Source organism: Flavobacterium sp. SP2 (assembly GCF_057626655.1).
The window spans coordinates 33,293-57,652 of sequence record NZ_JBVHBT010000005.1 but is presented as its reverse complement, the minus strand read 5'-3'; the positions used below and the strand labels follow the sequence as shown (position 1 = coordinate 57,652).

Below are 24,360 nucleotides of genomic sequence, written 5' to 3'. Positions count from 1 at the left end.
TGTAAAATAGAATAATTTAATAGCAAGGTTATCAATCTTTTCTTTTCCGCAAATTAATGCGTACGAATACTAAAGAAACTATTCCAAAAAAAAGTGTTAAGTAAATTGAATTTAAAATTACCTGAAACAGTCCGAGATTATTGACATTCAAGAACGGATAAGGATAATAATTAGAAAAACTACCTAAAAATAAAACTACAACACAATAAAATGCTGGAAATATAAGCCAAATGAAAATTTGTTTATATCTCAATTCAGGTTTTGTTACATTAGCATACCAAAATATAACATACAGCAACGGAATAACTAAATGCAATAATTCATCAACAAAGCGTTGTAATCCTTGAGGTTGCCAAATAAATCTTAGAATACCATTATATACTATTCCAACAATTGTAATATAAACTGCAACAGCTGATTGTGTTACCGAATTGAGAAAGAAGTTAGTTTTGCTTTTGTCATTAAATAATTCGGAAGTGTAAATAACAGCAACTAGAATATTACTTAAAATAGTAAAAAAACAAAAAAAACGTAAAATTGTTTCCGATATACCAACTACTCTATTACTTATCATCAAAATAAATTGCGTAACAAGTGCAAACCAACTTATGGCAGCCAATAGTAAAAAATATTTTTTTGTAAATTTAAATGTCATATTATAAACAATCCTTGTAAAGTTACTAAAACTGTATTTAAAATAATATAATTAAAAAAATAATTTCAAAATGCTTATCCTTGCTAAGGTTTGCTATCTTTGTAAAACAGTAATTTTTTTATAAAACAAACTTATGAGTAATGCAATTACACAACGCGTAGCCGATTTTTTAAAAGATTTTCAGCCGTTTAATTTTTTGTCTTACGATGACTTAATTAAGATTGCAACTACAATTCGAGTATTAAATTTAGAAAAAAACAAAAATCTTTTTCAAATAAACGATACGTTACACGACACTTTTTATGTTGTTGCTTCTGGAGTTATAAATCTTACCGTAATTGTAGATTCTGAAGAAACGTTGCTTAACAAATGTTATCCTGGTGATATATTTGGTTTACGTCCATTTTTTGCAAAAAACAATTACCAAATGACCGCCAAGGCTCGTGAAGAAAGTATTGTTTACGCTATTCCGATTAGTACATTCAAACCATTTGTTGCACAAAACCAAGAGGTTTTGACCTTCTTATTAGAAAGTTTTGCAACAAATACTAAATCGTCATTAGACAATCAAAATTCTGGAAAATTGCTTTCGGATTCTGTTGGATATTCTGATAATCAATCGGATATGCAATATTTTCAGTCGTTAAATTACAATAAAACGCCTTTAAAAATTGCTCTAGACACTTCAATCAAAGAAGTTGCTCAATTAATGACCGATAATTTGGTTGATAATGCCTTAATTATTGATCAAAATTACCCAGTTGGTATAGTAACAGACAATGATTTTAGATCTAAAGTCGCTACTGGTCGCTACCCTATGTCGCATAGCATCGATAAAATAATGTCGTCGCCAGTAATTGCGGTAACACCCAATATTTCGGTTGCCGAAGCGCAATTGGTGATGCTTAAGCATGATGTTACACACCTTTGTGTTACCCACGATGGCACCGATAAATCTGATATAAGAGGGATAATTTCTGAACACGATTTAGTCGTAGCACAAGCCAATAATCCCGGGATTTTGATTAAAGAAATTAAACGCTCTCAAACTGCAAAAGATTTAAAACAGGTACGAGATAAACTTTCAGAAATCATACAATCTTCTATAAGTAAAAATATTCCTTTAGTACATGTGAGTAATATTGCAGGTGAAATTACCTTGGCAATAGTAAAACGTGCCGTCGAATTAGCCATATTAGATTTAGGATCGCCACCCGCTCGATTTGCATGGTTAAGCATTGGAAGTCAAGGTAGAAAAGAGCAATTGTTATATACCGATCAAGATAGTATTTTGGTGTTTGAAGATGTAGTTGCTGATAAATATCGAGATGTGAAAGATTACTTTATTAAATTAGCTAAAAAAACTACTACTACTTTGGAAAAAGTTGGTTATCCTATATGTCCAAACCATCATGTAGCTAGTAATATGATGTGGTGTAAATCTCTGACTGACTGGACTAAACAGTACAACAGTTGGATGAATACTCCAGGTGAAAATTCAAATGAAATAAGCAGTGTTTTCTTTGATTATGAGATGGCTTTTGGCGAATTAAAACTTGAAGATGCCATAACAGAAGTGATTTTTAAAAATGCCAAAAACAATGTTTTATTCTTTGACTACTTAGGAAATGATGCGTTGAAAAAGCCTACTCCATTAAACTTTTTTAAGAAATTTAATGTCGAAGAAGAGGGCGAAAATAAAGGAAAATTTGATATCAAAACTAAAGCATTAATGCCATTGGTAGATGGTGCTAGATTATTTGTTTTAAGTAACAACATCAAAGGTATCAATACTACTTATTTGCGATATAAACAGTTAGCAATTACCGATCCGAAACATGCAGAGGTTTACCTAAATTGTGCCGAAGCTTATATTGCCTTATTAAAATTTAGAACTTTAGAAGGATTAAAAAACGATAGTTCGGGACAATTTATCAATTTAGACGAACTTTCAAAAATTGAAAAAGAAAAGCTCAAAAATGCCTTACAGCCAATGAAGGATTTGGAAGAGTTAATAAAAGATAGATTTCAACTTACTCAATTTTCATAATTATGTTAGATTGGTTAAAAAACATTAGTAAAGAAAGTCCCGAATTTTGGAAAAATTATCAATCGAAATTTGATAAAAAATCCAATAGATATGTGGTTTTAAGTACGGAAACTTCAGGATTAAATCCTAAAAAAGATGTCATTATTTCGTTTGGAGCTGTTGCAATAATTGATGAAAAAATAATTCTAGCTGACACTTTTGAAGTGGTAATTCCGCAATACAAATATTTACATGATAATGGCATTACAAACGATTTTTTACTCGAAAGCAGTTTACCAAAACTAGCTGAACCTGAAGCAATTGAAAAATTAATAGATTATATAGGAAACGCTACTTTAGTTGGCCACAGAATTCATTTTGATGTGGAAATGATTAACGAATCGTTGGACAAATTGGGTTGTGGTAGATTGAAAAATGAAGCTTTGGATGTTGAAGTGATGTACAAAAAATTACATGACATCAACGACAAAAATTATTCCTTAGACGAACTTTCCAATTTGTTCAAACTTCCAAAAACAGATAGAATTTCAACTACAGATGATGCCTACACAATCGCAATACTATTCTTAAGGCTAAAATCTAGATTGAATATTTAATATGAAAATTAAAATAAATTGCGCCATTTTAGTACTGCTTATCATCATGATAATTCCGTCTTTCGCGTACAGTCAAAATCAAACCATGAAAAACGATTGGGCAAATTTAAAGAAATACGAAGCAGAAAATAATAGTGTATTGACTGCTACTCCAACCGATTCAAAAATAGTTTTCATGGGAGATTCTATTACTGAATTTTGGAAAATTAACGATAGTAATTTCTTTTCAACTTCTAATTATAATCGTGGAATAAGTGGACAAACAACACCACAAATGCTACTTAGATTTCGTCAAGATGTTATCAACTTACAACCTAAAGCTGTTGTGATTTTATCTGGAATTAATGACATTGCCGAGAATACTGGACCCATTTCGAATCAAGGAATTCTTGATAACATTATATCAATGTGTGAATTGGCTAAGGCTAATGGAATTACAGTAGTTTTATGTTCCGTTTTACCAGCAAACAAATTCAACTGGAATCCCAAAATACTTCCTGCAGAACGAGTTATTAATTTAAATAAATTGATAAACGACTATGCTATAAAAAATAAAATAATCTATGTAGATTATTATGCAGAAATGGTTGATTCTGAACAAGGTTTGAATTTAAAATATGGTGATGATGGCGTACACCCAAACGCAGCAGGCTATGACAAAATGAAATCAATTTTGATTGAAAAACTAAAATTATTATAATTTAAAAATTCAAATAAACTATTTTTTCAAATCGTCCGTGGTGTGTTTTTGAAACAGCAACTATTTTGCTTTTATGTTCTGCAAATGGAATTCCATTTATTTTAAATAATTCCATTTCGGATGTAAAACTCTCTATTTTTTTGAAATCTGAAGTTGCTTTTACCGCTTCTGAATACACAAAATCATTTGAAAAATAAGACTTTGTGTAGTATAAATCGTTTTCAAACTTTACAATTCCGTTGCAATAATCCAAATTCAAGCATTCTATTTTTTTAGGATAAAAACCACGTGATTTGCCTTCTTGAATCAGTATTTTGTAAACTGCCTCTTTCCTACTCCATAAATTCCAAATATCAATTTCTTGATGATTCGAATTTTGAAATAAATCCAATTCGGAATCAGTAAGTAGTTTAGCTAAATAACCCTTACGTCTCCAATTACTTTCTTTGGAAGCTAAAGCTAAATCGACTATGTCGTTGCCAATCATTATTGATCCGCAAGTTTCGATTCGATAATGTCAATTGCCGCTTGAACATTAACCATTTTTTCCATAGAAATGGTGTCAATTTCTATAGAATAAAATTCTTCTATATCTAAAATCACATCGACTAGATTAGCTGAATTTATTTGTAAATCAGTAATAAAATCGGTCTCTTCTGTTAGATTTTCAAATGCTAATTCGTTATTTATATAGGGCTTGATGATTGATTTTAACTTCTCTATTATTTCAGATTTGCTCATACTATTATGTTTTTCAAGATGTGTTTTTATGGTATTTTTAATGAACTGTTTTTCGTAATGCCTATCGCGACGCGTTTTCTTTTCGTTGGCACGTTTCGCATTTCGTTTATCATGAACAATGTCATCTAATCGATTTAAATCATCGATTTCATTTATATCGTTGGGTGAATTTCGCTTTGGCATTTGGCTAATTTACAAAACTTTTAAAAATTATACATCCATTTACGTCGCCAAAACCAAAACTAGCTTTGGCTATTATATTGATGTCTTTTTCAATTAATTTTTGAGGAATTTTTGTACTGTCGATAAACTCTAAAATCGTTGGATTAATATCTTCACAATTGATGTTGGGGAAAATAAATTTTTGATGTAATTGCAATACAGAAGCTACACTTTCAATACTTCCCGAAGCCGATAAACAATGCCCGACCATCGATTTTAAAGAGTTTATTTCTGGAAAATTTGCACCAGATAAACCTAATGCTTCACTCCAATTTTGAATTTCGAGCGCATCTTTAGATGTTGCAGTTAAATGACCGTTTATTGTATCGATGTCTTGTGGTTGAATTCCTGCATTTTCTAAAGCATCTTTAATGCATTTTTGCACCGCAATAGGATTTGGAGCGGTCATTGTTCCCAATCCTCTTTGACCTCCAGAATTACTATTTCCTCCTAGAACTTCGCAATAAATCTTGGCGTTTCTTGCTAAAGCAGTTTCTAATTCTTCCAAAACTAGTGCGCCACTTCCGCTTCCAGGTACAAATCCTGAAGCACTTGCACTCATTGGTCTCGAGCCGCTTTCTGGCGTCTCATTATGTTTATAGGTGCAAACTTTCATCGCATCGAAACCACCCCAAATATAAGGACCAGAATCGCTTGTGCTTCCAGCTAAAATACGTTTGGCTTTTCCAGCTTGAATGCGGTCAAAAGCCATCAAAATACTTTCTACACCTGTTGTACAAGCCGATGAATTGGTTGAAACGATATTCCCTAAGCCTAATTTTCCTCCTAAATAAGCGCTGACGCCACTATTCATAGTTTGTGCTACAGCGGTACTGCCTAATTTTCGCGTCTCAAACGCATCAATTTTATAGATACTTTCTCTAAACTTTTCTATTCCCGAAGTTCCAGTTCCGAAAATAGTGCCTGAATCCCAATCGGGAATTTCATTGTTTACTATCGTCAAACCTGCATCATGCCAAGCATCCATTCCAGCCATAACGCCATATAAAATCCCAGTGGAATTGAAATTTCTTAATTCGAGTTCGGTAAAATAGTTTCGTTTTAATTCTTCTGAAATTTCAGGTGTTCCTGCAATTTGGCAAGAAAAATTTAACCGTTCTAATTCTGCATCATGTTGTATTCCAGAAACGCCATTTTTTATGGCAGTTGTAAAAGCCTCAAGTCCTACTCCATTTGGTGCGACAACTCCTAAACCTGTAATTACAACTCTTTTCATTTATGTAAGGTGTTAAAAATTTTAATTTCGATTTTATATAATTATTCCTGCGATTGTACCTCGACAAACTTCTAACCCTTTATCATTTATCATTCTGACTTTGCATTTTAACTTTCCGAATCTAAAATATACTTTTTCGGAAACTACAACTACACGTTCTGATGGAAATACAGGAAGTAAATATTCAATTTCTGATGAAGTTAAAGCGATTTTTGTATTACTGTTGAATGCATTGCCAACCAAATAAATTCCGAGACAAACAACTCCGATTTGCGCCATGGTTTCGGTAAGAATAACACCTGGTGTAACCGGATTGTTAAGAAAATGACCTTTGTAAAAATCTAAATTCGGATTAAAAAAATAGGATCCTTCTACCCCATTTTCAGATATTGACACAATTTCGTCCACAAATAAAAACGGTTTTGTGTAGGGCAATTTAGATACTATTTCTTCGGTATTCATATCTTTTTTTTTAAAATTCAATCAATATTCTTTGAGCTGTAAAACCTGGACCAAAACTTAAAAGCAATCCTTTTTCGCCAGCCTTTGGTTTTTTATCCATAAATCGATCTAAAACGTATAATACAGTCGCGCTCGACATATTTCCGTAAAGTCGCAAAACTTCTTTGGTATCGTCAATATTTTTACCCGATTCTGAAAATAAATCTTCAACGGTTTGTACAATTTTCTTTCCTCCAGGATGAAAAATAAGGTGGTCAATATCGTTTATTGTCAGTCCGTTTCGTTCTAGAAATGGATGAATAAATAAGGGAAAATGTTCGGCTATAGTTTCGGGAACTTCAATATCTAAAACCATTTTCAATCCCGAATTTGTCATTTCAAATCCCATCATGTGTTCGTTATCATAAAAATGATACATGGCTTCGTCAAGAATTTTTGGACCCTTTTCCTCTTCATAAGAGGAGAGCAAAACACACGCTGAACCATCGCCAAAAATGGCAGAACTTACAATATTTGCCATAGAAAAATCGTCGAGCTGAAAAGTAGCCGTTGGACTTTCAACCGCAACAACAGCTGCTCTTTTATTAGGATTGGCTTGCAGAAAATTTTTGGCATAAATCATCCCAGAAATTCCGGCAACGCAACCCATTTCAGTAACAGGTAATCGAATGATATCTTGACGCAATCCTAATTTATTGATAAGGTAAGCATCCAACGACGGAATCATTATGCCTGTGCAACTTACTGTAATGATATAATCTAAATCGCTCGGTTTCCAATTGGCTTTTTGTAATGCATTTTGAAGCACTTTTTCGCCAAGTTGTATTACTTCTCTAACATAAATTTTATTTCGTTCCTCAAAAGAAGTTTTGGTAAAAACCTCAATTGGATCCATGATTGAATGGCGTTTGTCTACGTTTGCTCCTTCAAAAATCTTTTTGACTTTTTTTATAAATCGCTCGTCTTGTCCATGCAACCAAGCATCAAGAAACGGCATGATTTCGGCGGTTTCTCTTGAAAATTCGGGTAATTGTTTGGCTACTGATATGATTTTTACGCTCATTGTAAATTTAATGTTTAGGTCAATAGTACTGAAACTATTTGATAACTGTTCGAATTATTTTACTATAATCCATTGGTATCGAAATGCCCATTTCCAATGAATTGAATATTTTTTTAAACCAAGTTTATGTGAAAATTGCATTAAATCTTCTTTTTTAAATCCTCTCAAAATAGACACTAATCCATCTTCACGTGACATTGTATTGAGTTTGAATAACCAACATAAAGCATGGAACAACTTGTACGCAATCTTACTTCTATGCAAATCATTGATTACAATTCCTGTCGAGCAGTTAGTGTAAAAAGTAGTAACCAAATTTTCAATTTCATTATTTTTAAAATGATGTAAAGTTAAGGTGCACAAAACTATATCGTATTTCAATTCATTAAATGATTCATTAAAAATATCAGTGCATTGATAGGAAATATTAGGGTAATGATTGGATAATTTTTGCGCATGTTGAATGGTAAAGGCATTAGCATCAATTCCAATCAGCTTAAACTTATAACCTGCATTTTCTCCAAATTCTGAAACATATCGTAGCATGTCACCGTTACCACAACCAATATCAACAATTGTAAGCTCTTTAGTTTTATCTAAAGAAACCAAAAGTGTTTTCAATCCTTGTAAAGTTAGACGATTTCCTCCCAATAGTTGGTTGATTTTGGCAATTTTATCCAATGCATCTTGCAACTCAAATCCTTCGAGTTGAAAATCATCCATAATTTCAGTTTGATTGGTTCTATACGTAGTATTTATTGCCATTTATAAAGGTTTACCATGGGTTTTTTTTATTATAATTTGAAGCATAAAAGGAAAAATAATCAAAATTTTCAACAGTATTTGAGCTAATTTTTCATTTTGCAAAAGTGTTCCGAGCAATCTGCCAGTTTTCAATCTGTTTTTAAAGTTGAAATTCCATTGTTTGGTATACCTATTTTCCATTTCTGTTCGGCTAATTTTATTTTTTAAAAAATCGATGCACTGCTCACTTGCCAATTTCGCACTGTGTATTGCCATAGCCATTCCGTTTCCACATAACGGATGTATCAATCCAGCGGTATCACCAATCATAATGATATGATTTTCAACGCATTTTTTTTCTTCAAATGAAACTTGACTAATTGTAATTGGTTTTTCAAATTGTAGTGTCGCATTTTGAAAAATTAATTTCAAATTTGGATTTTGACAAAGTACTTTCTCTTGATAATCTTCAATCGATTTATATTTTTTAAATGTTTCATAGTTGGCCAAATAACAAATATTTACTAAATTATTTTCAACTTTTGAAACGCCACAATAACCTCCTTTAAAGTGATGCAAACCCACTAAATTATCAGGAAATGTAGTTTTATAATGTGCTTTGACACCAAGCCAAGGTGCTTTCTTTTGAATAAAATTACGCTTAAATTTAACATCTAAATTGGAACGTTTTCCAAAAGCACCAAGTACCACGGCTGACGAAAAAACACCTTCTTTGGTTGTAACAGTAAAAGCATCATTATCAAATAAAATTTCCTTTACAGTTTGTTGTAAAACAGTGCAACCTCGTTTTTTAGCTTCTTCAAACAAAAAGTTATCTAACGTATATCTGCTGATTCCAAATCCACCAAGAGGCAAATCGGAATTGATTTTTCTACCAGAATTTAATGAGAACTCTAATTTTTGAATTGCAACAGGCTTTAAACTTTGTATATCTAAATTCAATTGAGATAAATACGAAAGCACTTCATTGGAAATATATTCACCACAAACTTTATGTCGTGGATATTCATTTTTTTCTATCAAAATAACTTTGATATTGTGATTGGAAAGATGTAATGCAGCAATTAATCCTGCTAATCCTCCGCCAACAATAATTACTTCCGAATTTTGATTCATTTAGTAAATTTACTTAAAATAGAATTAGTAGGAGTTACACAAATTATAATTTTATTTACATTATTACATATAAAAAAACTGCTTTGAAATGAATCAAAACAGTTTTAGATTTATATAAATAGGTTTGTTATACTTTGGCGTTCTTTATTTCTTCTACAATTTCTGGATTCAATAAGGTTGATGTATCGCCAAAATTAGAATAGTCACCTTCGGCAATTTTACGCAAAATTCTACGCATAATTTTACCCGAACGTGTTTTAGGCAATCCTGATACAAATTGAATTTTATCTAATTTAGCAATCGGTCCAATTTGGTCTGAAATGAGTTGATTAATTTCTTTAGATAAATTTTCGTGATTTCTAGACTCACCAGTTTCTTTTAATATTACAAATCCGTAGAGCGCATTTCCTTTTACATCATGAGGAAATCCAACAATTGCACTTTCTGCAACCGCAGGATGTTCGTTTATTGAACTTTCAATTGGCGCTGTTCCAAGATTATGACCCGAAACAATAATTACATCATCTACTCTACCTGTAATTTTATAATAACCTACTTCGTCACGTAATGCACCATCGCCAGTAAAATATTTACCCGGAAATGCTGAGAAATAGGTTTCTTTAAATCGGTCGTGATCGTTCCAAATAGTGCGTGCCATTGATGGCCATGGAAATTTAATACACAAACTTCCAACAACTTGATTGCCTTCTATTTCATTACGCAATTCATCCATTAAAACAGGTTGAATTCCAGGTAAAGGTAACGTTGCATACGATGGTTTCGTTGGCGTTACAAATGGTAATGGCGATATCATGATAGAACCCGTTTCGGTTTGCCACCAAGTATCTACCAATGGACAACGTTTTCCTCCAACATGGTCGTTGTACCAATGCCAAGCTTCTTCGTTTATTGGTTCTCCAACCGATCCAATTACTTTTAAAGATTGTAGTGGGAATTTTTGAACATAATCAATACTTTCTTTTGCTAAAGCACGAATTGCAGTTGGCGCCGTGTAAAATTGATTCACTTTATGCTTTTCGATAATTTCCCAAAAGCGTGAAAAATCGGGATACGATGGAACTCCTTCAAAAATAACTGTTGTTGCACCGTTCAATAATGGTCCGTACAAAATATAAGAATGACCTGTTATCCAACCGATATCAGCAGTACACCAATACACATCGTTCTCTTCATAATTGAAAACATTTTTAAAAGAATAGGCAGTTTGTACCATGTATCCTGCTGTAGTATGCAACATTCCTTTCGGTTTTCCAGTTGATCCTGATGTATAAAGTATAAATAAAGGATCTTCAGCATCCATTATTTCGGCAACATTGTTTGGAATAGCTTGATCTAAAAGTGGCTGCAACCATTGGTCACGTCCTTCTTTCATTTTAATTTCAGTATTGGTTCTTTTAGAAACCAATACTTTTTCTACGCAAGGACATTTGTCCAATGCTTCATCGATAATTCCTTTTAAATCGATAGTTTTATTACCACGATAACCACCATCTGAGGTGATTACCATTTTGCAATCAGAATCGTTAATACGAGTTGCAACTGCAGAAGCTGAAAATCCTGCAAAAACTACCGAATGTATAGCTCCAATACGTGCGCAAGCCAATACAGCTACTGCTAATTCTGGTATCATAGGAAGATAGATACAAACTCGATCTCCTTTTTTTATGCCTTGTTCACGCAAAACATTTGCCATTTTAGCCACTCTTGCGTATAATTCATTATAAGAAATATGTTGTGCTTCTTCTTCTGGATTGTTCGGCTCAAAAATAATTGCTGTTTTATCTCCACGACGCGCTAAATGCCTATCGATACAATTTTTAGTAATGTTAAGTTTTGCATTTTGAAACCAAGTAAATTGTGCTTCTTGCATATCAAATTCTACTACTTTATCCCATTTTTGATACCAGGTAAAATTTTCATCAGCTATCTTATCCCAAAATTTTCTCGGTTCGCGAACCGATTTTTTATACATTTTGAAATAATTTTCTAAATTCTCTATTTTGTAATAACTCATTCTAAATCTGTTTTATCTATTTGTACTATTATGTAAATGTAAGTAATCTACGGAATTCAAAAAAATATAATTTGCTAAATTAGTATAGCTATATTTATTTGAATGATCCAATTTTGTAATCGGTTAACGCTAATTTTATTTCGTCAATTATTGCTTCATCATCTATAGTTGAAGGAATTACAAAATTTTCTCCATCAACAATACTTCGCAATAATTTTCTTAAAATTTTTCCGGAACGAGTTTTAGGCAAACGGTCAACTAGTACTACATTTCGTAAAGATGCTACAGCACCTATTTGTTCTCGAACTAATTTCACCACTTCATGCTCTAGTTGAAAGCTTTCGATTTCATTACTGAGTTTTACAACTACTAATGCCAATGGAATTTGACCTTTTAAGTCATCATGAATACCAATAACAGCACATTCTGCCACAGCCGAATGAGAAGCGACAATTTCTTCCATTTCTGCAGTTGAAAGTCGGTGACCAGCGACATTAATAACATCATCTACTCTACCGGTTATGTAAATATAGTTTTCTTCATCTTTATATCCGCCATCGCCAGAAAAATAATAACCTGGAAATTTCTCCAAATAGCCGTTCTTGAAACGCTTATTGTCATTCCATAAATCCATCAATGTTCCAGGAGGAAGTGGTAATTTAATGACAACATAACCTTCTTCTTTCGCTTTAAGTTCTTCGCCATTATCGTTAAAAATTCGGATATCATAACCTGAAACAGCTTTTCCAGTTGAACCTGGTTTTATTGGTAAATATTCGACTCCCATCATATTAGCAATCATTGGCCAGCCCGATTCTGTTTGCCACCAATGATCTATTGCTGGAATTGGAATGTGTTTTCGATACCAATCTAAGGTCGCAACGTCACAACGTTCACCCGCTAAAAACTGGGTTTTTAAAGAGCTTAAATCGTATTTTTTTATAAAATCTCCGTTTGGATCTTCTTTTTTTATAGCTCTAATTGCTGTTGGTGCGGTAAACATTGCTGCTACTTTGTGTTCAGAGATAATGCGCCAAAAGGTACTTGAATCTGGAGTTTTTATTGGTTTTCCTTCAAAAAGAACGGTAGGATTTCGATTAATCATCGGACCATAAACAATAAAACTATGTCCGACAACCCAACCTACATCGGATGCAGCCCAAAAAACTTCATCGGGTTTTACACCATAAATATAATTCATAGAAAATTTAAGGGCTGTTGCATAACCACCAGTATCTCTAACAATTCCTTTCGGTTTCCCAGTTGTTCCAGAAGTATATAAAATGTACAAAGGATGTGTTGCATTCACTGGAATACAAGCAACTTCATCTGAACCATAAATTACGGCATCGTAATCAACATCATATTTCTTAAACGGAATTCTAGCGCCTAATTTTCGGTTGAAAACGATGACTTTTTTAGGTTTGTGATTGGCTAATTCAATTGCCTCGTCAACAAGCGGTTTGTACGCTATCAACCGATCAACTTCGATTCCAGATGACGCTGTTATGATAACTTTTGGTTTGCAGTCATCAATTCTAATTGCTAATTCGTGTGGCGCAAATCCGCCAAAAACAACCGAATGAACTACACCAATTCTTGCGCAAGCTAACATAGCAAAAGCCGCTTGCGGTATCATTGGCATATAAATAATTGCAGTGTTGCCTGTTTTTAATCCCAACGAAATTAAGCCTGATGCAAGTTTTGCTACTTCAGTTTTTACTTCATTGTAGGTATATTTTTTTATGGTTTGCGTTACTGGAGAATCATATATTAAAGCAATACTATCTCCAAAACCATCTTGAATGTGTTTGTCAATTGCTAAATAGCAAATATTAAGTTCACCATCTTTAAACCATAAGGGATAACCGTTTTCATCTTTTGAAAGTATAGTTTCAGGTTTTTGAAACCACTCTAATTCGTTGGATTGTTCTTTCCAAAAAATCTCAGGTTCGGAAATGCTTTTATTGTAAAAATCGTTATAATTCATTGGGTTTTTGGTTGTGTTTTAGTTTGGTAAATAATTAAAGTGCTACAAGTTGATTTACTTGCTCCACAACTTTTTTTATTGAAAATGGTTTGGTTAAATAAGCATTGGCACCAAGAGCTAAACCTTTTTCGATGTCGCTTTCTTTATTTTTAGCTGATAAGAAAATAATCTTGCAGTGATTGAGTTTATCATTTTTTTTAATTTGTTCGATGGTTTCAAATCCGTCAACAAGAGGCATCATGACGTCCAGTATTATTACATCAGGAAACTGAGTTTTCAAAATTTCTAATGCTTCTAATCCGTCGCGCGCTATAAAAACTTCAAAATTATTTTTCTTGAAAGTATATTCCAACGTCATTACAATGTTGGGTTCGTCGTCTACAATTAAAATCTTTTTCATTTAGATAAGTATTATTTTTTTGGTAATGTAAATGTAATGCATGCGCCACCGTTCTTAGCATTTGATGCCCAAATTTTGCCTTTATGAAGTTCTATTATCTGTTTGCAAATAGCTAATCCTAAACCACTTCCGATAGGTTTCTTGAAGTTCTGATTTGTAGATTGGTAAAATTTATCAAAGACTAATTCAAAATCATTGGCAGTAATTCCTTTTCCATTATCGCGCACTTGAACTTCAATATAACTTACTTTATCAACTACTGAAATGGTTATCAATCCATTAATTTCTGGACAAAACTTTATTGAATTTGAAACTAAATTGGTAATAACTTGAAAAATCCGGTCTTCATCGTAGTTCAAATACACTATTTTTTTACCTTCAACATGAACAGTAATATATTTGTTATTAATAAGATGTTGCAACGGATCGATTGCTTTTTCTATAGTTTCTATAATGTTGTAAACGGCAATATTTATCTTTTGTTTTCCAGTTTCAAATTTTTCTAAATCTAAAATTTTATCAATCAATCGGTTTAACCTATCCGATTCAGAAATTATATTTTGCAGAAATTGTTTTTTTAAATCCTCAGGAATATCATCATCGTCATGAAGAATTTCGCTCGCTGCTCGAATGGCTGTGATTGGTGTTCTTAATTCGTGCGTAACCGTATCTAAGAATTCATCCTTTTGCTTGTCTTTTTCAATAAGTGATTCATTAGCATCTTGCAATTTGGCTGAGATTTCTTTCAACTCATTTGACGTTTCGATGAGTTTTTTATTGGTAATGATATTTTCTTTCGATTCTTCTAAAATTTTCAAAACTTCGGGTAATGATATTTTTTCTTCTTTAATAACACTAGAAATCAATATTCTAGCAGAAGCAGTTCCGATATGGCCAGTAAGTAAATTTTCAGAAAACTTGATCAATCTAGCATCGGCCAATTCTTCATTTTTATCAATTCCGTATTTCAAATTAAAAATATTCATGGCGCGTTTGGTTCGTTCCAAGCCTAAAAATCGAATCAGTACTTTCTCAATATCCGAACGATAGGCAGTTCCTTTCCAAACAAATGCATTTTCGTGCATGGTTATGTATTTGTTTATGTCAACAAACATTTCGGCATAGTTTCTTTCGCGATAATTACCTTTAAAACTTACGGAAACTGCAAAATAAGTAATTGAATTGAAAAGCAAACTCCAAAATAGTGCGTGCGGAACGGGATCGAGATAATCCAAACCAAACAGTTGAAATGGTTTTAGTAGCTCGATATTCATAAATCCTTTAGAGATGAACGTGCTGTTGATGTTTCCAATTCCGATTGCATAAGGAATTAACAAGGTGAAAATACAAATTATAAATCCGACTAAAATACTATACACAGCGCCCAATCGCGAACCTCTTCGCCAAAATAATGCTCCGAAAAAAGCCGGTGCTAACTGCGCTATGATTACAAAAGCTACCAAACCTATCGAGACTAGATTGTAATCCAATCCAAAAAAGCGGTACATAAAATAAGACAATATTATCAATGAAAATATGCCTATTTTTCTACTGTTTATAATTGTTTTACTACTAATTGTTTGGTCTTGACTTTTCAATCGTCCGAGTAAGTTGTACGGAATCAAAACATTGTTAGTAATCATCGTTGACAATCCTATTGAGGAAACAATTATCATGGATATTGCTGCTGAAAATCCGCCTAGAAATACCATGACAGTTAGAACTTTGTTGTTAAAAAACTGTGGAATTAAAAGTGAATACACATCCGAGTTTACTTCTTTTCCATCAAACAAAATGTTGCCACCCCAAGCGATTGGATATACAAAAATATTAAACAATAACAAGTATAAGGGAAAAAGCCAAACCGCAGTATTGATGTGATTCTCCCGATTATTTTCTATAACCGAAACCTGAAATTGTCGTGGAAGTAAAAAAATTGCAAACATGGACAATATGCAAAGTAAAAACCAATTGATTGCTTGTGGCAAACCTCCAATGGTGTTTTTTTCTTTGAAGTTTTCTAGTACAATTGCTTTTTGGTAAATATCATCAAATCCGTCAAATACAAAAAAAGTTACATAAACGCCAATTACAACGAAAAACACCAATTTTAATACACTTTCCATAGCAACGGCTGTTACAATTCCTTTTCTTTTTTCGGAAGCATCAACATATCTTGTACCATAATAAGATGCAAAAAGTGCTAAAGCGATGGCAACATACGTTGTGGTATCATCGAAAACGTAATTACTCATTGCAGTTTTGGTAACTACATGAAAAGTTTCAGATATTGCTTTGAGTTGAAGTCCGATGTAGGGTAAAATTCCCGTCAGACAAATTACTGTAACAATGGCACCGAGAAACCTACTGTTTCCATAACGAAGTGAAATAAAATCGGCAATACTCGAAATTTTGTTAACTCTAGAAATTCGAATGATTTTTTTAAGAATTAATATCCATGACGGTGCAATTATTATTGGTCCTAAATAAATGGGTAAATAATCTAATCCGCTATCTGCAGCAACTCCAATACTTCCATAATAAGTCCAAGCTGTACAATAAACAGCCAAAGACAAAGTATAAACGTAGGGATTATTAGTCCATTTACTATTCCCTTTTTTTTCTGCCCAATGTGCAATATAAAAAAGTACAGCCAAATAGATGGATAAGATTATTAATAGTGAAATGCTACTCATTATACCGTTTAACAATTAGTAATGATAGTAAAATTGAAACAAGCCAAACAGAGAAAAAATAAATATAAACCACAGGAAAACCTAAAAAATTGTGTTCAGAATCAAACAATAATACTATTGGAAGATTCAATCCAATAAGCATTACTATTGATAATATTACTAATTTTTGTTGATGTCGTTTTTTCATATTGAATCTAAAGATACTAAAAAACCTAAAAGCCCTTATAAATAAGAGCTTAAAGTTTTAAATAAGTTTGTTTGTTCTTTAATCTTTATATTCATCCTGAATAGCGTAATATCCAAAAGTGAATAATCCTGCAACTACAAGCGGCATCAGTACAAAAAATATAATTATTCCGAATACCAAATCGTCTTGTTTTCCTGAGGTAAGTTTTGGTCCAAAAATATCAATGCAGTAATATCCTGTGGCTAATGCTAAAAGCATCCAAACTATTCCTAAAATCTTTTTTATTGAGTTCATAATTTTATATTTTAGTCGTGAAGAGTATTGTTTTTTCTGTTAATATAAATCATTCCGATTACGAAACACACACCGGCTATGATGATAGGATACCACAAACCTTCCAAATAAAACTCTGGATTGGCTGGCGTTGGTCCGGTTCCTTTGGCAGTTGTAACAAAATAGGTTGAAATTGCTGGTAGTAATCCACCAAATATACCATTTCCAACGTGATAAGGTAACGACATTGACGTATATCTAATTTTTACCGGGAACATTTCTACCAAGAATGCTGCAATTGGTCCATAAACCATAGTTACAAATATTACTTGAATAAAAACTAAGAACACAAGCATCCATTTGTCACTACTGTTAATTGTTTTAGTAACTTTGGTTTCTATTTTATCTTTTCCTTTGTCGTCAAGCATTAACTTTCCGTTTTCAAAATGTTTGGTTTTAATTTCTTCAACCGCAGTTCCATCAGTAAATGATTTTGTAGTAGTGTAAATTGAATCCATTTTGGTAGCATCAACTTCTTTTATACTTGGTACAATTTTAGTTTGATCTACAACTTCAGTTTTCAAAGCTAAATCAGTTGTTTGATACATTGCTCTGTAAATTGGTCGGTAAGCAATAATTGCGATTAACAAACCGGCCATCATGATTGCTTTTCTACCTACTTTATCACTCAACCATCCAAAGAAAACAAAGAATGGCGTTCCTAAAATTAAAGCTATTCCTAAAAGTGTATCGACTTGAGAAGAATCAACAGCCATTACTGTTTTAAGGAAACTCATAGCATAAAACTGTCCTGTGTACCATACAACTCCTTGACCCATTGTTGCTCCAAATAAAGCCAAAAGAACAAATTTCAAATTATAACGGTTACCAAAACTTTCTTTTAATGGATTGGTACTTGTTTTACCTTCAGCTTTAGCTTTTGCAAAAACTGGAGATTCGTCCATATTTTTACGAATTAAATACGATACAAAAACCATGATGATAGAAACCCAAAACGGAACTCTCCAACCCCATTCGTCAAATGCTTCTTTAGATAATAATCCTTTGGTAATAAGAATTACCATTAAAGAAACGAATAAACCAACAGTTGCAGTAGTTTGAATCCATGATGTCCAATATCCTTTTTGACCCGCTGGTGCATGTTCGGCAACATAAGTAGCTGCTCCACCATACTCACCGCCAAGAGCTAATCCTTGAAGCAAACGTAATATCAAAACTAAAAGTGGTGCCATGAATCCGATGGTTTCATAACTCGGAATACAACCAATTAAAAATGTTGCTCCACCCATTAACATCAACGTTACCATGAACGTATATTTTCTACCAATTAAATCTCCTAATCGACCGAAAAACAAGGCTCCAAACGGACGAACCACAAAACCTGCTGCAAATGTTGCTAAGGTTGATAAAAATGCTGCTGTTGGATTATCTGATGGAAAGAATTTAGTAGATAATACTACGGCCAAACTTCCGAAGATGTAAAAATCGTACCATTCGATCATTGTACCCATTGAGGAAGCAGAAATGACTTTCCAAATTCCTTTTGATGATTTATCACTCATATTATTCTAGTTTTAAGTTGGTTTTAGATTTATAAATAAATTTGTAATTGCAATAAAAATTCACCCAAATATTTGTCGATATTGTTGGCGGCTGTGTAAACAGGACGTGTTGAATACTGAGCAGTTAGTTTAGCATGATGTCCGTCTAGAAATAAATTAGTTCCTATATCAAACTGGTTGCTAGCTTTCTCAAATGCATCAAACTTTTTGTAAGTGTAAGCTCCAAAAGGCTGAACTCTAACTTTAGGTTTTTCGTTTTTATTTGGCAATAAGAAACCAGCTTGCGTGTACCAAATAGTTCCAGTACCAATCATAGGTTGTAAATTTCCAGCTCCTGCTAAACCGCGTGTTCCGGTAAAGTTAGGATCGGCAACGCCAACATTCATAATCCCAAGATTTCTAACATAATTTGGACCGAAATCATAGTCATACAATACGCTGTAAGCAGTAACAGCCATTTTCTTAGCTTTATCTCCTACTGGCATGTCTACAAAAACGTCGGTAGAAAATAAATTGATTGGGTGTTTTTCAATTACGCTGTTTACCGATGTTTTAGTTCCGCTTGGTGCAGTATAAAAACCAGCTCCAATGTTAAACATTTTTTTAGTTCCTAAATAAGAACCTACTTTGTAAGGTAGAAAATTAGATTCATTATCAAGAAATTGATATTCTACATAACCCGCTTTTGACCATTTCGTTTTACCGCTGTTATCCACTGCAACCGCATTGTCGCTAGATGTAAAATCATTTGGAACTTGATTGGTTGTAAATGGTTTGTTTAAACTGAATCGGTACTCAAATTTCTTATATTTACCTTTAGCAAATACGCCTATTTGTCTCGCAAATTGATCTGAATTTTCTATCAAAGGCCAATTGAAAATTGGTGCATCAATTGTAAGGTAATTTAATGTTGACGACATGGTCATTCTCGATAATCCCATGTAATAATGCAATCCACCACCAACGGTTAAACTGAAATCTCTACCTTCTTTTGGTAAGGCAATTGCATATTCATTCCAAGCATCATGAAAAAATATACCTGGCTTTTTTCCAGCGCCATATCCACCAGTTCCAGTTGTTCCAGCTGCACCACCATTAGTAAAAGTTTGATTGTTGATACCAATATGTGTTACAATCATGTATCTTGGTGAAATTTGAGAATAAGCTAGAATACGTAATCTTCGTAAGCCAATGTCTTCTTGTTTGGTTGCAACTTCATCTCCTACCAGTGTTCCTGGGTTCAATTCGGTTGAACGCATCCAAATTTGATTCCACGCAATAAACCGCATGTACTTTGTCCCTTCTGGATTTAGATTAAATTTCATTCCTCCACCATAATCAGGAGAACCTTGTCCGAAAGACAAAGCTGCTGTAAGTAAAGCAGCCATAAAAATTATTTTTTTCATAATTAAAATTTTGGTTGGTTAAAATTTTTGGTTCAGCCAAATTCCAATTTTTTATCAATGAAAAAAATAATGATATATAATTTTGTAAAACACTATAGTTAATCCTTAAACCGCTCCCATTTTATTAGCATAAACTTGTCTCCTAACTCGGTAATTATCATTCCGGCGCCAGACAATTTATCCTTGTTTTTAAGAAACTCTACCAGTTCTAAGTGATTATATATCTTATAAGTAGGATGATAATCCGTATGTTCTGGTTTTTTGATTTTATACTCCTTAACCCAATTGCTTATCGTAACATGCGAAACGCCTAAAATACGTTCTATTTCGCGATAACTCAATCCTTCTAAATACAATTGTAATGCTTTGGTAACATAGTAAACATCTATTTTTTTTCCTAATTTATTAACGGTAAAATAGTAATTGCATTTTTTACACAAATACCTTTGTCTATCTTTGATTACACCGCTTTTGACAATAGTATCGCTTCCGCATTTTGGGCATGCTAAAATCTCCATATATACAAATTTTGCATAAATATACTAATTTAGCAATTATACAAAAGTATAAAATGTAATTTTTTTAACTTTTTTTTACACAGTATGTAAAAATAGATTGATTTTATTGTGGTTTAATTAATTTATTAGATGTTTTGACAAAGTCAGAAATAAAAAAAGAGCAAATCTAGAATTTGCTCTCTTTAATTAATTTGGTGTACTTCGTCTTTCAACTTTTTTCTTTCGTACCACGCTATCTTTTTTTACTTCGGCATTTGTGGTGCGTTCTTTTTCTAATTGTTTGGCTTTTTTAGCTTCACGCTTTGCAGCTCGTTCTGTGCGAACTTGAGTTTCTCTCGGCGCTTGTTGTTGAAGTTGATCGTCATTAGGTTGTTGCTCTTCTTGTCCCATTGCAATGCCACTCATTGCTAATAATGAAACCATAAATACTATCTTTTTCATATTAAATTTTTATTTGCAAGTTATGTTTTCAAACACATTAATACGTTACAACTTCTGTTTAAAATGTTTCAAAATTTCATGAATATCTTAATTATTTAAACTAATCAATATTTAAAAGCACATATTTTTACGAATATTCATCTTTTTTTATTTAATTTGTGTACAAACCAAACAACTAAAATAATGCAATTCAATCCTAACGAATTAGAGCATTCTGCCGTTTACAAACTACTCACAGGTTCGGTAATTCCAAGACCAATTGGCTGGATTTCTACTGTTGATGCAAATGGAATTAACAACCTTGCTCCTTTCTCGTACTTCAACGCCGTAGGTGAAGATCCGCCACACGTTATGTTTTCTACAACTCGCGGTAACAATACTAACAAAGATACCTTAAACAATGTTTTAGCAAATGGACAATTTGTAGTCAACATGGTTACCGAAGAATTAGCAGAAAAAATGAACACCACAGCGCAAACTGTTCCTTCAGATGTTGACGAATTCCAATTGGCAACGGTCACTCCTATTCCATCAACACTAATAAAACCAATGCGTGTCAAAGAAAGTTTAGTCACTTTTGAATGCGAAATGGTGCATCATTATTTTCTAGAAAATCACAAAAATGGTGGCGCATGCATTGTCATTGGCCGAATAGTTATGATGCATTTCGATGATAGTATACTGTTGGATAATTACAAAATCAATTTAGAAACTTATAAACCAATAGCTCGTTTAGCAGGATCAAATTATGCTAAACTGGGCGAATTATTCTCTATAAAACGATAAAACTCATGGATTAGAAAATTTCTCCAATTTTTCCAATCTGTGTTCCAAAAAATAAATTTAACCGTGTCTCAATAAGATACTGAAACAAGTTCAGCATAAATGAAAATAGCAGTAATTGGTGGTGGTCCAGGCGGACTTTACTTCGCAATATTAACAAAAAAAGCAATGCCCGATTGCCAAATCGATATTTACGAACGCAATAAATCGGACGACAGTTTCGGCTTTGGTGTAGTTTTTTCTGATGAAACCTTAGGCGAATTCCTAAAACGCGACATGCAATCGTATGAATTAATCCGAAGCAAATTTGCCTATTGGGATGACATTATTATTGCTCGTGATGATGAAACCGTAAACATTGCCGGTAACGGTTTTTGTGGATGTTCTCGAAAAACATTATTACAATTATTACAACAACGATGCGAGGAAGAAGGTGTAAATCTGCATTTCGAACACAATGTGGACGATTTAAGTCAATTTGACGATGCCGACATTATCATTGCTTCGGACGGAATTGGAAGTCAAATACGAACGCAATTTGCATCAGACTTTGGAACTAAAATCGAATTAAAGAAAAATCGATTCGTTTGGCTTGGTTCGACAAAACCATTAGATGCTTTCACCTATTTTTTTAGAAATACCGAACACGGATTAATAGTCGCTCATTCCTATCAATACGAAGCCGGAATGAGTACTTGGATTTTTGAATGCTCCGATGAAACTTGGCAGAAATTCAATTTTGAAGTCACCAACGAAGCCGATACCATTTCTAAAATTTCAGAAATATTTAAGGAGGAATTAGATGGTCATCCTTTAATTTCCAATAAATCACACTGGCGTCAATTTCCTCATGTAACGAATCAGAATTGGTATCATAAAAACATCGTTTTACTTGGTGATGCCAAAGCTACAGCGCATTATTCTATCGGTTCTGGAACAAAATTAGCAATGGATTCTGCCATTGGTTTGTTTGATGCCGTGATGGCAAATCCAACAGATGTACAAGCTGCCTTTCAACAATATGATCAATCCAGAAGAAATACGGTTGAAATGATTCAGTACGCCGCTTTAGTGTCATTAGATTGGTTTGAGAACATGAACCGACATAATCAGCATCCGTTCTATCAATTTGCGTTCGGCTGTATGACACGCGCCAAAAAAGTAACTTATGAGAATTTACGATTGCGCGATAAATCATTTACAGATAAAGTTTTAAATGAATATAATACCAATTGTCACACTGAGCTTGTCGAAGTGCCAGCTGCATTTTCAAAATTCAAACTTCGCAATTTAGAACTTCAAAATCGAATTGCAATGTCGTCGATGGGACAATATTCGGCTGAAAACGGATTGGTGAACGACTGGCATTTTCAACACTATACTTCAAGAGCAATTGGCGGATTGGGATTGATTTTAACCGAAATGACAGCGGTTTCAGAAACCGGACGTATCACTTTAGGTTGTGCGGGGATTTATAATGAAAATCAACTAATTGAATGGAAAAACATTAATGATTTTATTCATAAATATACTCAAACTAAAATCGGAATCCAATTGGGTCATTCTGGTAGAAAAGGCGCCACTAAGAAACCTTGGGAAGAGGATGATTTGGATCAAAAGTGGGAATTAATTTCGGCATCAGCAATACCGTTTAATGAAAAGTTTGCCACACCAAAAGAAATGACTTTAGCCGATATGGATGCAATCACTTCTCAATTTGTTAAAGCAACAATAAACTCAGATAATGCGGGATTTGACATGATCGAATTACAAGCGCACCATGGATTTTTATTAGCTTCTTTTTTATCGCCATTAACCAATATCCGAACAGACGAGTTTGGCGGAAGTATCGAAAACCGATTGAAATTTCCATTACGAGTTTTCACTGAAATGCGGAACGTTTTTCCAAAAGAAAAGCCAATGTCTGTCAGAATTTCAGCAACCGATTGGGCAGAAAACGGAATTTCAGAAGGAGATGTACTCACAATTGCAACCGCTTTTAAAAATGCTGGAGCCGACATTATCAACGTTTCGACAGGAAATACGGTTGCCAACCAGAAACCACAAACAGGAAGAATGTGGCAAACACCATTTTCAGATTTGGTTAGAAATACTGTACAAGTTCCAACAATTACAGCAGGATATATTCAGGATATCGATCAAATAAATACCATAATTTTAAACGGTCGCGCCGATATTGTGGCACTTGGAAGACCATTATTATTAGATCCTTATTTTGTTAGAAACGCTCAGGCTTACGAAAATTTTGAAGCAAAGGATATTCCAAATCAGTACACGATGGGAATTTCACATTTATATCCGTTAAAAACTTCCGAAAGAAAACAAACTGACGGAATGAAAAAAGCGTTGAAACCGAAGAGCAATAAGAAATGATTTAACTCCGACAAAGTTCTAAACTCTGTCGGAGTTGTAATTAAAAA

General features: G+C 33.3%; 22 protein-coding genes. 5 read left to right on the top strand and 17 right to left on the bottom strand.

All coding sequences use genetic code 11. The features are described from left to right. Positions 1-31: 31 nt before the first annotated feature. Entirely contained in the window at positions 32-655 is a 624-nt protein-coding gene (locus tag ACZ098_RS11315) for a Pr6Pr family membrane protein (protein ID WP_487311859.1), read from the bottom strand. Between the two features lie 133 nt (positions 656-788). Between ACZ098_RS11315 and ACZ098_RS11310 the strand changes: the two genes are divergently transcribed. From ACZ098_RS11310 to ACZ098_RS11300, 3 genes are read left to right on the top strand one after another with little or no spacing between them, the layout of a single operon-like run. Further along, positions 789-2,705 (top strand): DUF294 nucleotidyltransferase-like domain-containing protein, encoded by a 1,917-nt coding sequence (locus ACZ098_RS11310; protein ID WP_487311858.1) that lies wholly within the window; start codon positions 789-791, stop codon positions 2,703-2,705. A 2-nt stretch (positions 2,706-2,707) separates the two neighbouring features. Next, entirely contained in the window at positions 2,708-3,301 is a 594-nt protein-coding gene (locus tag ACZ098_RS11305; RefSeq protein ID WP_487311857.1) for a 3'-5' exonuclease, read from the top strand. A 1-nt stretch (position 3,302) separates the two neighbouring features. Next, positions 3,303-4,001 carry a GDSL-type esterase/lipase family protein gene (locus ACZ098_RS11300; RefSeq protein WP_487311856.1) on the top strand — a complete coding sequence of 233 codons (699 nt, stop codon included), beginning with the start codon at positions 3,303-3,305 and terminating at the stop codon, positions 3,999-4,001. Position 4,002: 1 nt separating this feature from the next. Here the strand turns inward: ACZ098_RS11300 and ACZ098_RS11295 are convergent, their stop codons facing one another. The 16 genes from ACZ098_RS11295 to ACZ098_RS11220 all read right to left on the bottom strand — a co-directional run bounded on the left by ACZ098_RS11295 (position 4,003) and on the right by ACZ098_RS11220 (position 21,136). Continuing rightward, positions 4,003-4,488 carry a 4'-phosphopantetheinyl transferase family protein gene (locus ACZ098_RS11295; protein WP_487311855.1) on the bottom strand — a complete coding sequence of 162 codons (486 nt, stop codon included), beginning with the start codon at positions 4,486-4,488 and terminating at the stop codon, positions 4,003-4,005. Further along, complete coding sequence (locus ACZ098_RS11290) at positions 4,488-4,925, bottom strand: acyl carrier protein (RefSeq protein WP_487311854.1); 438 nt, start codon at positions 4,923-4,925, stop codon at positions 4,488-4,490. Before ACZ098_RS11290 ends, ACZ098_RS11295 begins: the two co-directional genes overlap by 1 nt. 4 nt (positions 4,926-4,929) lie before the next feature. Continuing rightward, entirely contained in the window at positions 4,930-6,201 is a 1,272-nt protein-coding gene (locus ACZ098_RS11285; RefSeq protein WP_487311853.1) for a beta-ketoacyl-[acyl-carrier-protein] synthase family protein, read from the bottom strand. 33 nt (positions 6,202-6,234) lie between these two features. Beyond that, entirely contained in the window at positions 6,235-6,663 is a 429-nt protein-coding gene (locus ACZ098_RS11280) for a 3-hydroxyacyl-ACP dehydratase FabZ family protein (protein WP_487311852.1), read from the bottom strand. Positions 6,664-6,673: 10 nt separating this feature from the next. After that, a complete protein-coding gene (locus ACZ098_RS11275; RefSeq protein WP_487311851.1) occupies positions 6,674-7,726 on the bottom strand; it encodes a type III polyketide synthase in 1,053 nt (350 codons plus the stop codon). 54 nt (positions 7,727-7,780) lie between these two features. Next, on the bottom strand, positions 7,781-8,491 hold the full coding sequence (locus ACZ098_RS11270) for a methyltransferase domain-containing protein (protein WP_487311850.1): 711 nt from the start codon (positions 8,489-8,491) through the stop codon (positions 7,781-7,783). Next, positions 8,492-9,607, bottom strand: coding sequence for an NAD(P)/FAD-dependent oxidoreductase (locus ACZ098_RS11265; protein ID WP_487311849.1), 1,116 nt, complete (start codon positions 9,605-9,607; stop codon positions 8,492-8,494). Positions 9,608-9,734: 127 nt separating this feature from the next. Beyond that, positions 9,735-11,642, bottom strand: a complete 1,908-nt coding sequence (acs, locus tag ACZ098_RS11260) for an acetate--CoA ligase (RefSeq protein ID WP_487311848.1) — start codon at positions 11,640-11,642, stop codon at positions 9,735-9,737. Between the two features lie 94 nt (positions 11,643-11,736). Further along, a complete protein-coding gene (locus ACZ098_RS11255) occupies positions 11,737-13,632 on the bottom strand; it encodes an acetate--CoA ligase (protein WP_487311847.1) in 1,896 nt (631 codons plus the stop codon). A gap of 34 nt (positions 13,633-13,666) precedes the next feature. Continuing rightward, positions 13,667-14,032, bottom strand: coding sequence for a response regulator transcription factor (locus ACZ098_RS11250; RefSeq protein ID WP_487311846.1), 366 nt, complete (start codon positions 14,030-14,032; stop codon positions 13,667-13,669). A gap of 11 nt (positions 14,033-14,043) precedes the next feature. Next, the gene (locus tag ACZ098_RS11245; protein WP_487311845.1) at positions 14,044-16,728 is read right to left on the bottom strand and encodes an ATP-binding protein; all 2,685 of its coding nucleotides are present in this window, start codon (positions 16,726-16,728) and stop codon (positions 14,044-14,046) included. A gap of 265 nt (positions 16,729-16,993) precedes the next feature. Next, positions 16,994-17,209, bottom strand: coding sequence for a DUF6814 family protein (locus ACZ098_RS11240; protein ID WP_487311844.1), 216 nt, complete (start codon positions 17,207-17,209; stop codon positions 16,994-16,996). 11 nt (positions 17,210-17,220) lie between these two features. Continuing rightward, on the bottom strand, positions 17,221-18,771 hold the full coding sequence (locus tag ACZ098_RS11235; protein WP_487311843.1) for an MFS transporter: 1,551 nt from the start codon (positions 18,769-18,771) through the stop codon (positions 17,221-17,223). A 29-nt stretch (positions 18,772-18,800) separates the two neighbouring features. Continuing rightward, positions 18,801-20,177, bottom strand: a complete 1,377-nt coding sequence (locus ACZ098_RS11230; RefSeq protein WP_487311842.1) for a porin — start codon at positions 20,175-20,177, stop codon at positions 18,801-18,803. A gap of 98 nt (positions 20,178-20,275) precedes the next feature. Then, positions 20,276-20,695: an IS1/IS1595 family N-terminal zinc-binding domain-containing protein gene (locus tag ACZ098_RS11225; RefSeq protein ID WP_487311841.1), complete on the bottom strand. Its 420-nt coding sequence runs from the start codon at positions 20,693-20,695 to the stop codon at positions 20,276-20,278. A gap of 186 nt (positions 20,696-20,881) precedes the next feature. Next, a complete protein-coding gene (locus ACZ098_RS11220; protein ID WP_487311840.1) occupies positions 20,882-21,136 on the bottom strand; it encodes a hypothetical protein in 255 nt (84 codons plus the stop codon). Positions 21,137-21,319: 183 nt separating this feature from the next. Here ACZ098_RS11220 and ACZ098_RS11215 point away from each other — a divergent pair, with 183 nt between their 5' ends. Further along, positions 21,320-21,922 (top strand): flavin reductase family protein, encoded by a 603-nt coding sequence (locus ACZ098_RS11215; protein WP_487311839.1) that lies wholly within the window; start codon positions 21,320-21,322, stop codon positions 21,920-21,922. A gap of 99 nt (positions 21,923-22,021) precedes the next feature. Then, complete coding sequence (locus ACZ098_RS11210; RefSeq protein ID WP_487311838.1) at positions 22,022-24,313, top strand: oxidoreductase; 2,292 nt, start codon at positions 22,022-22,024, stop codon at positions 24,311-24,313. The last annotated feature ends 47 nt before the right edge of the window (positions 24,314-24,360 follow it).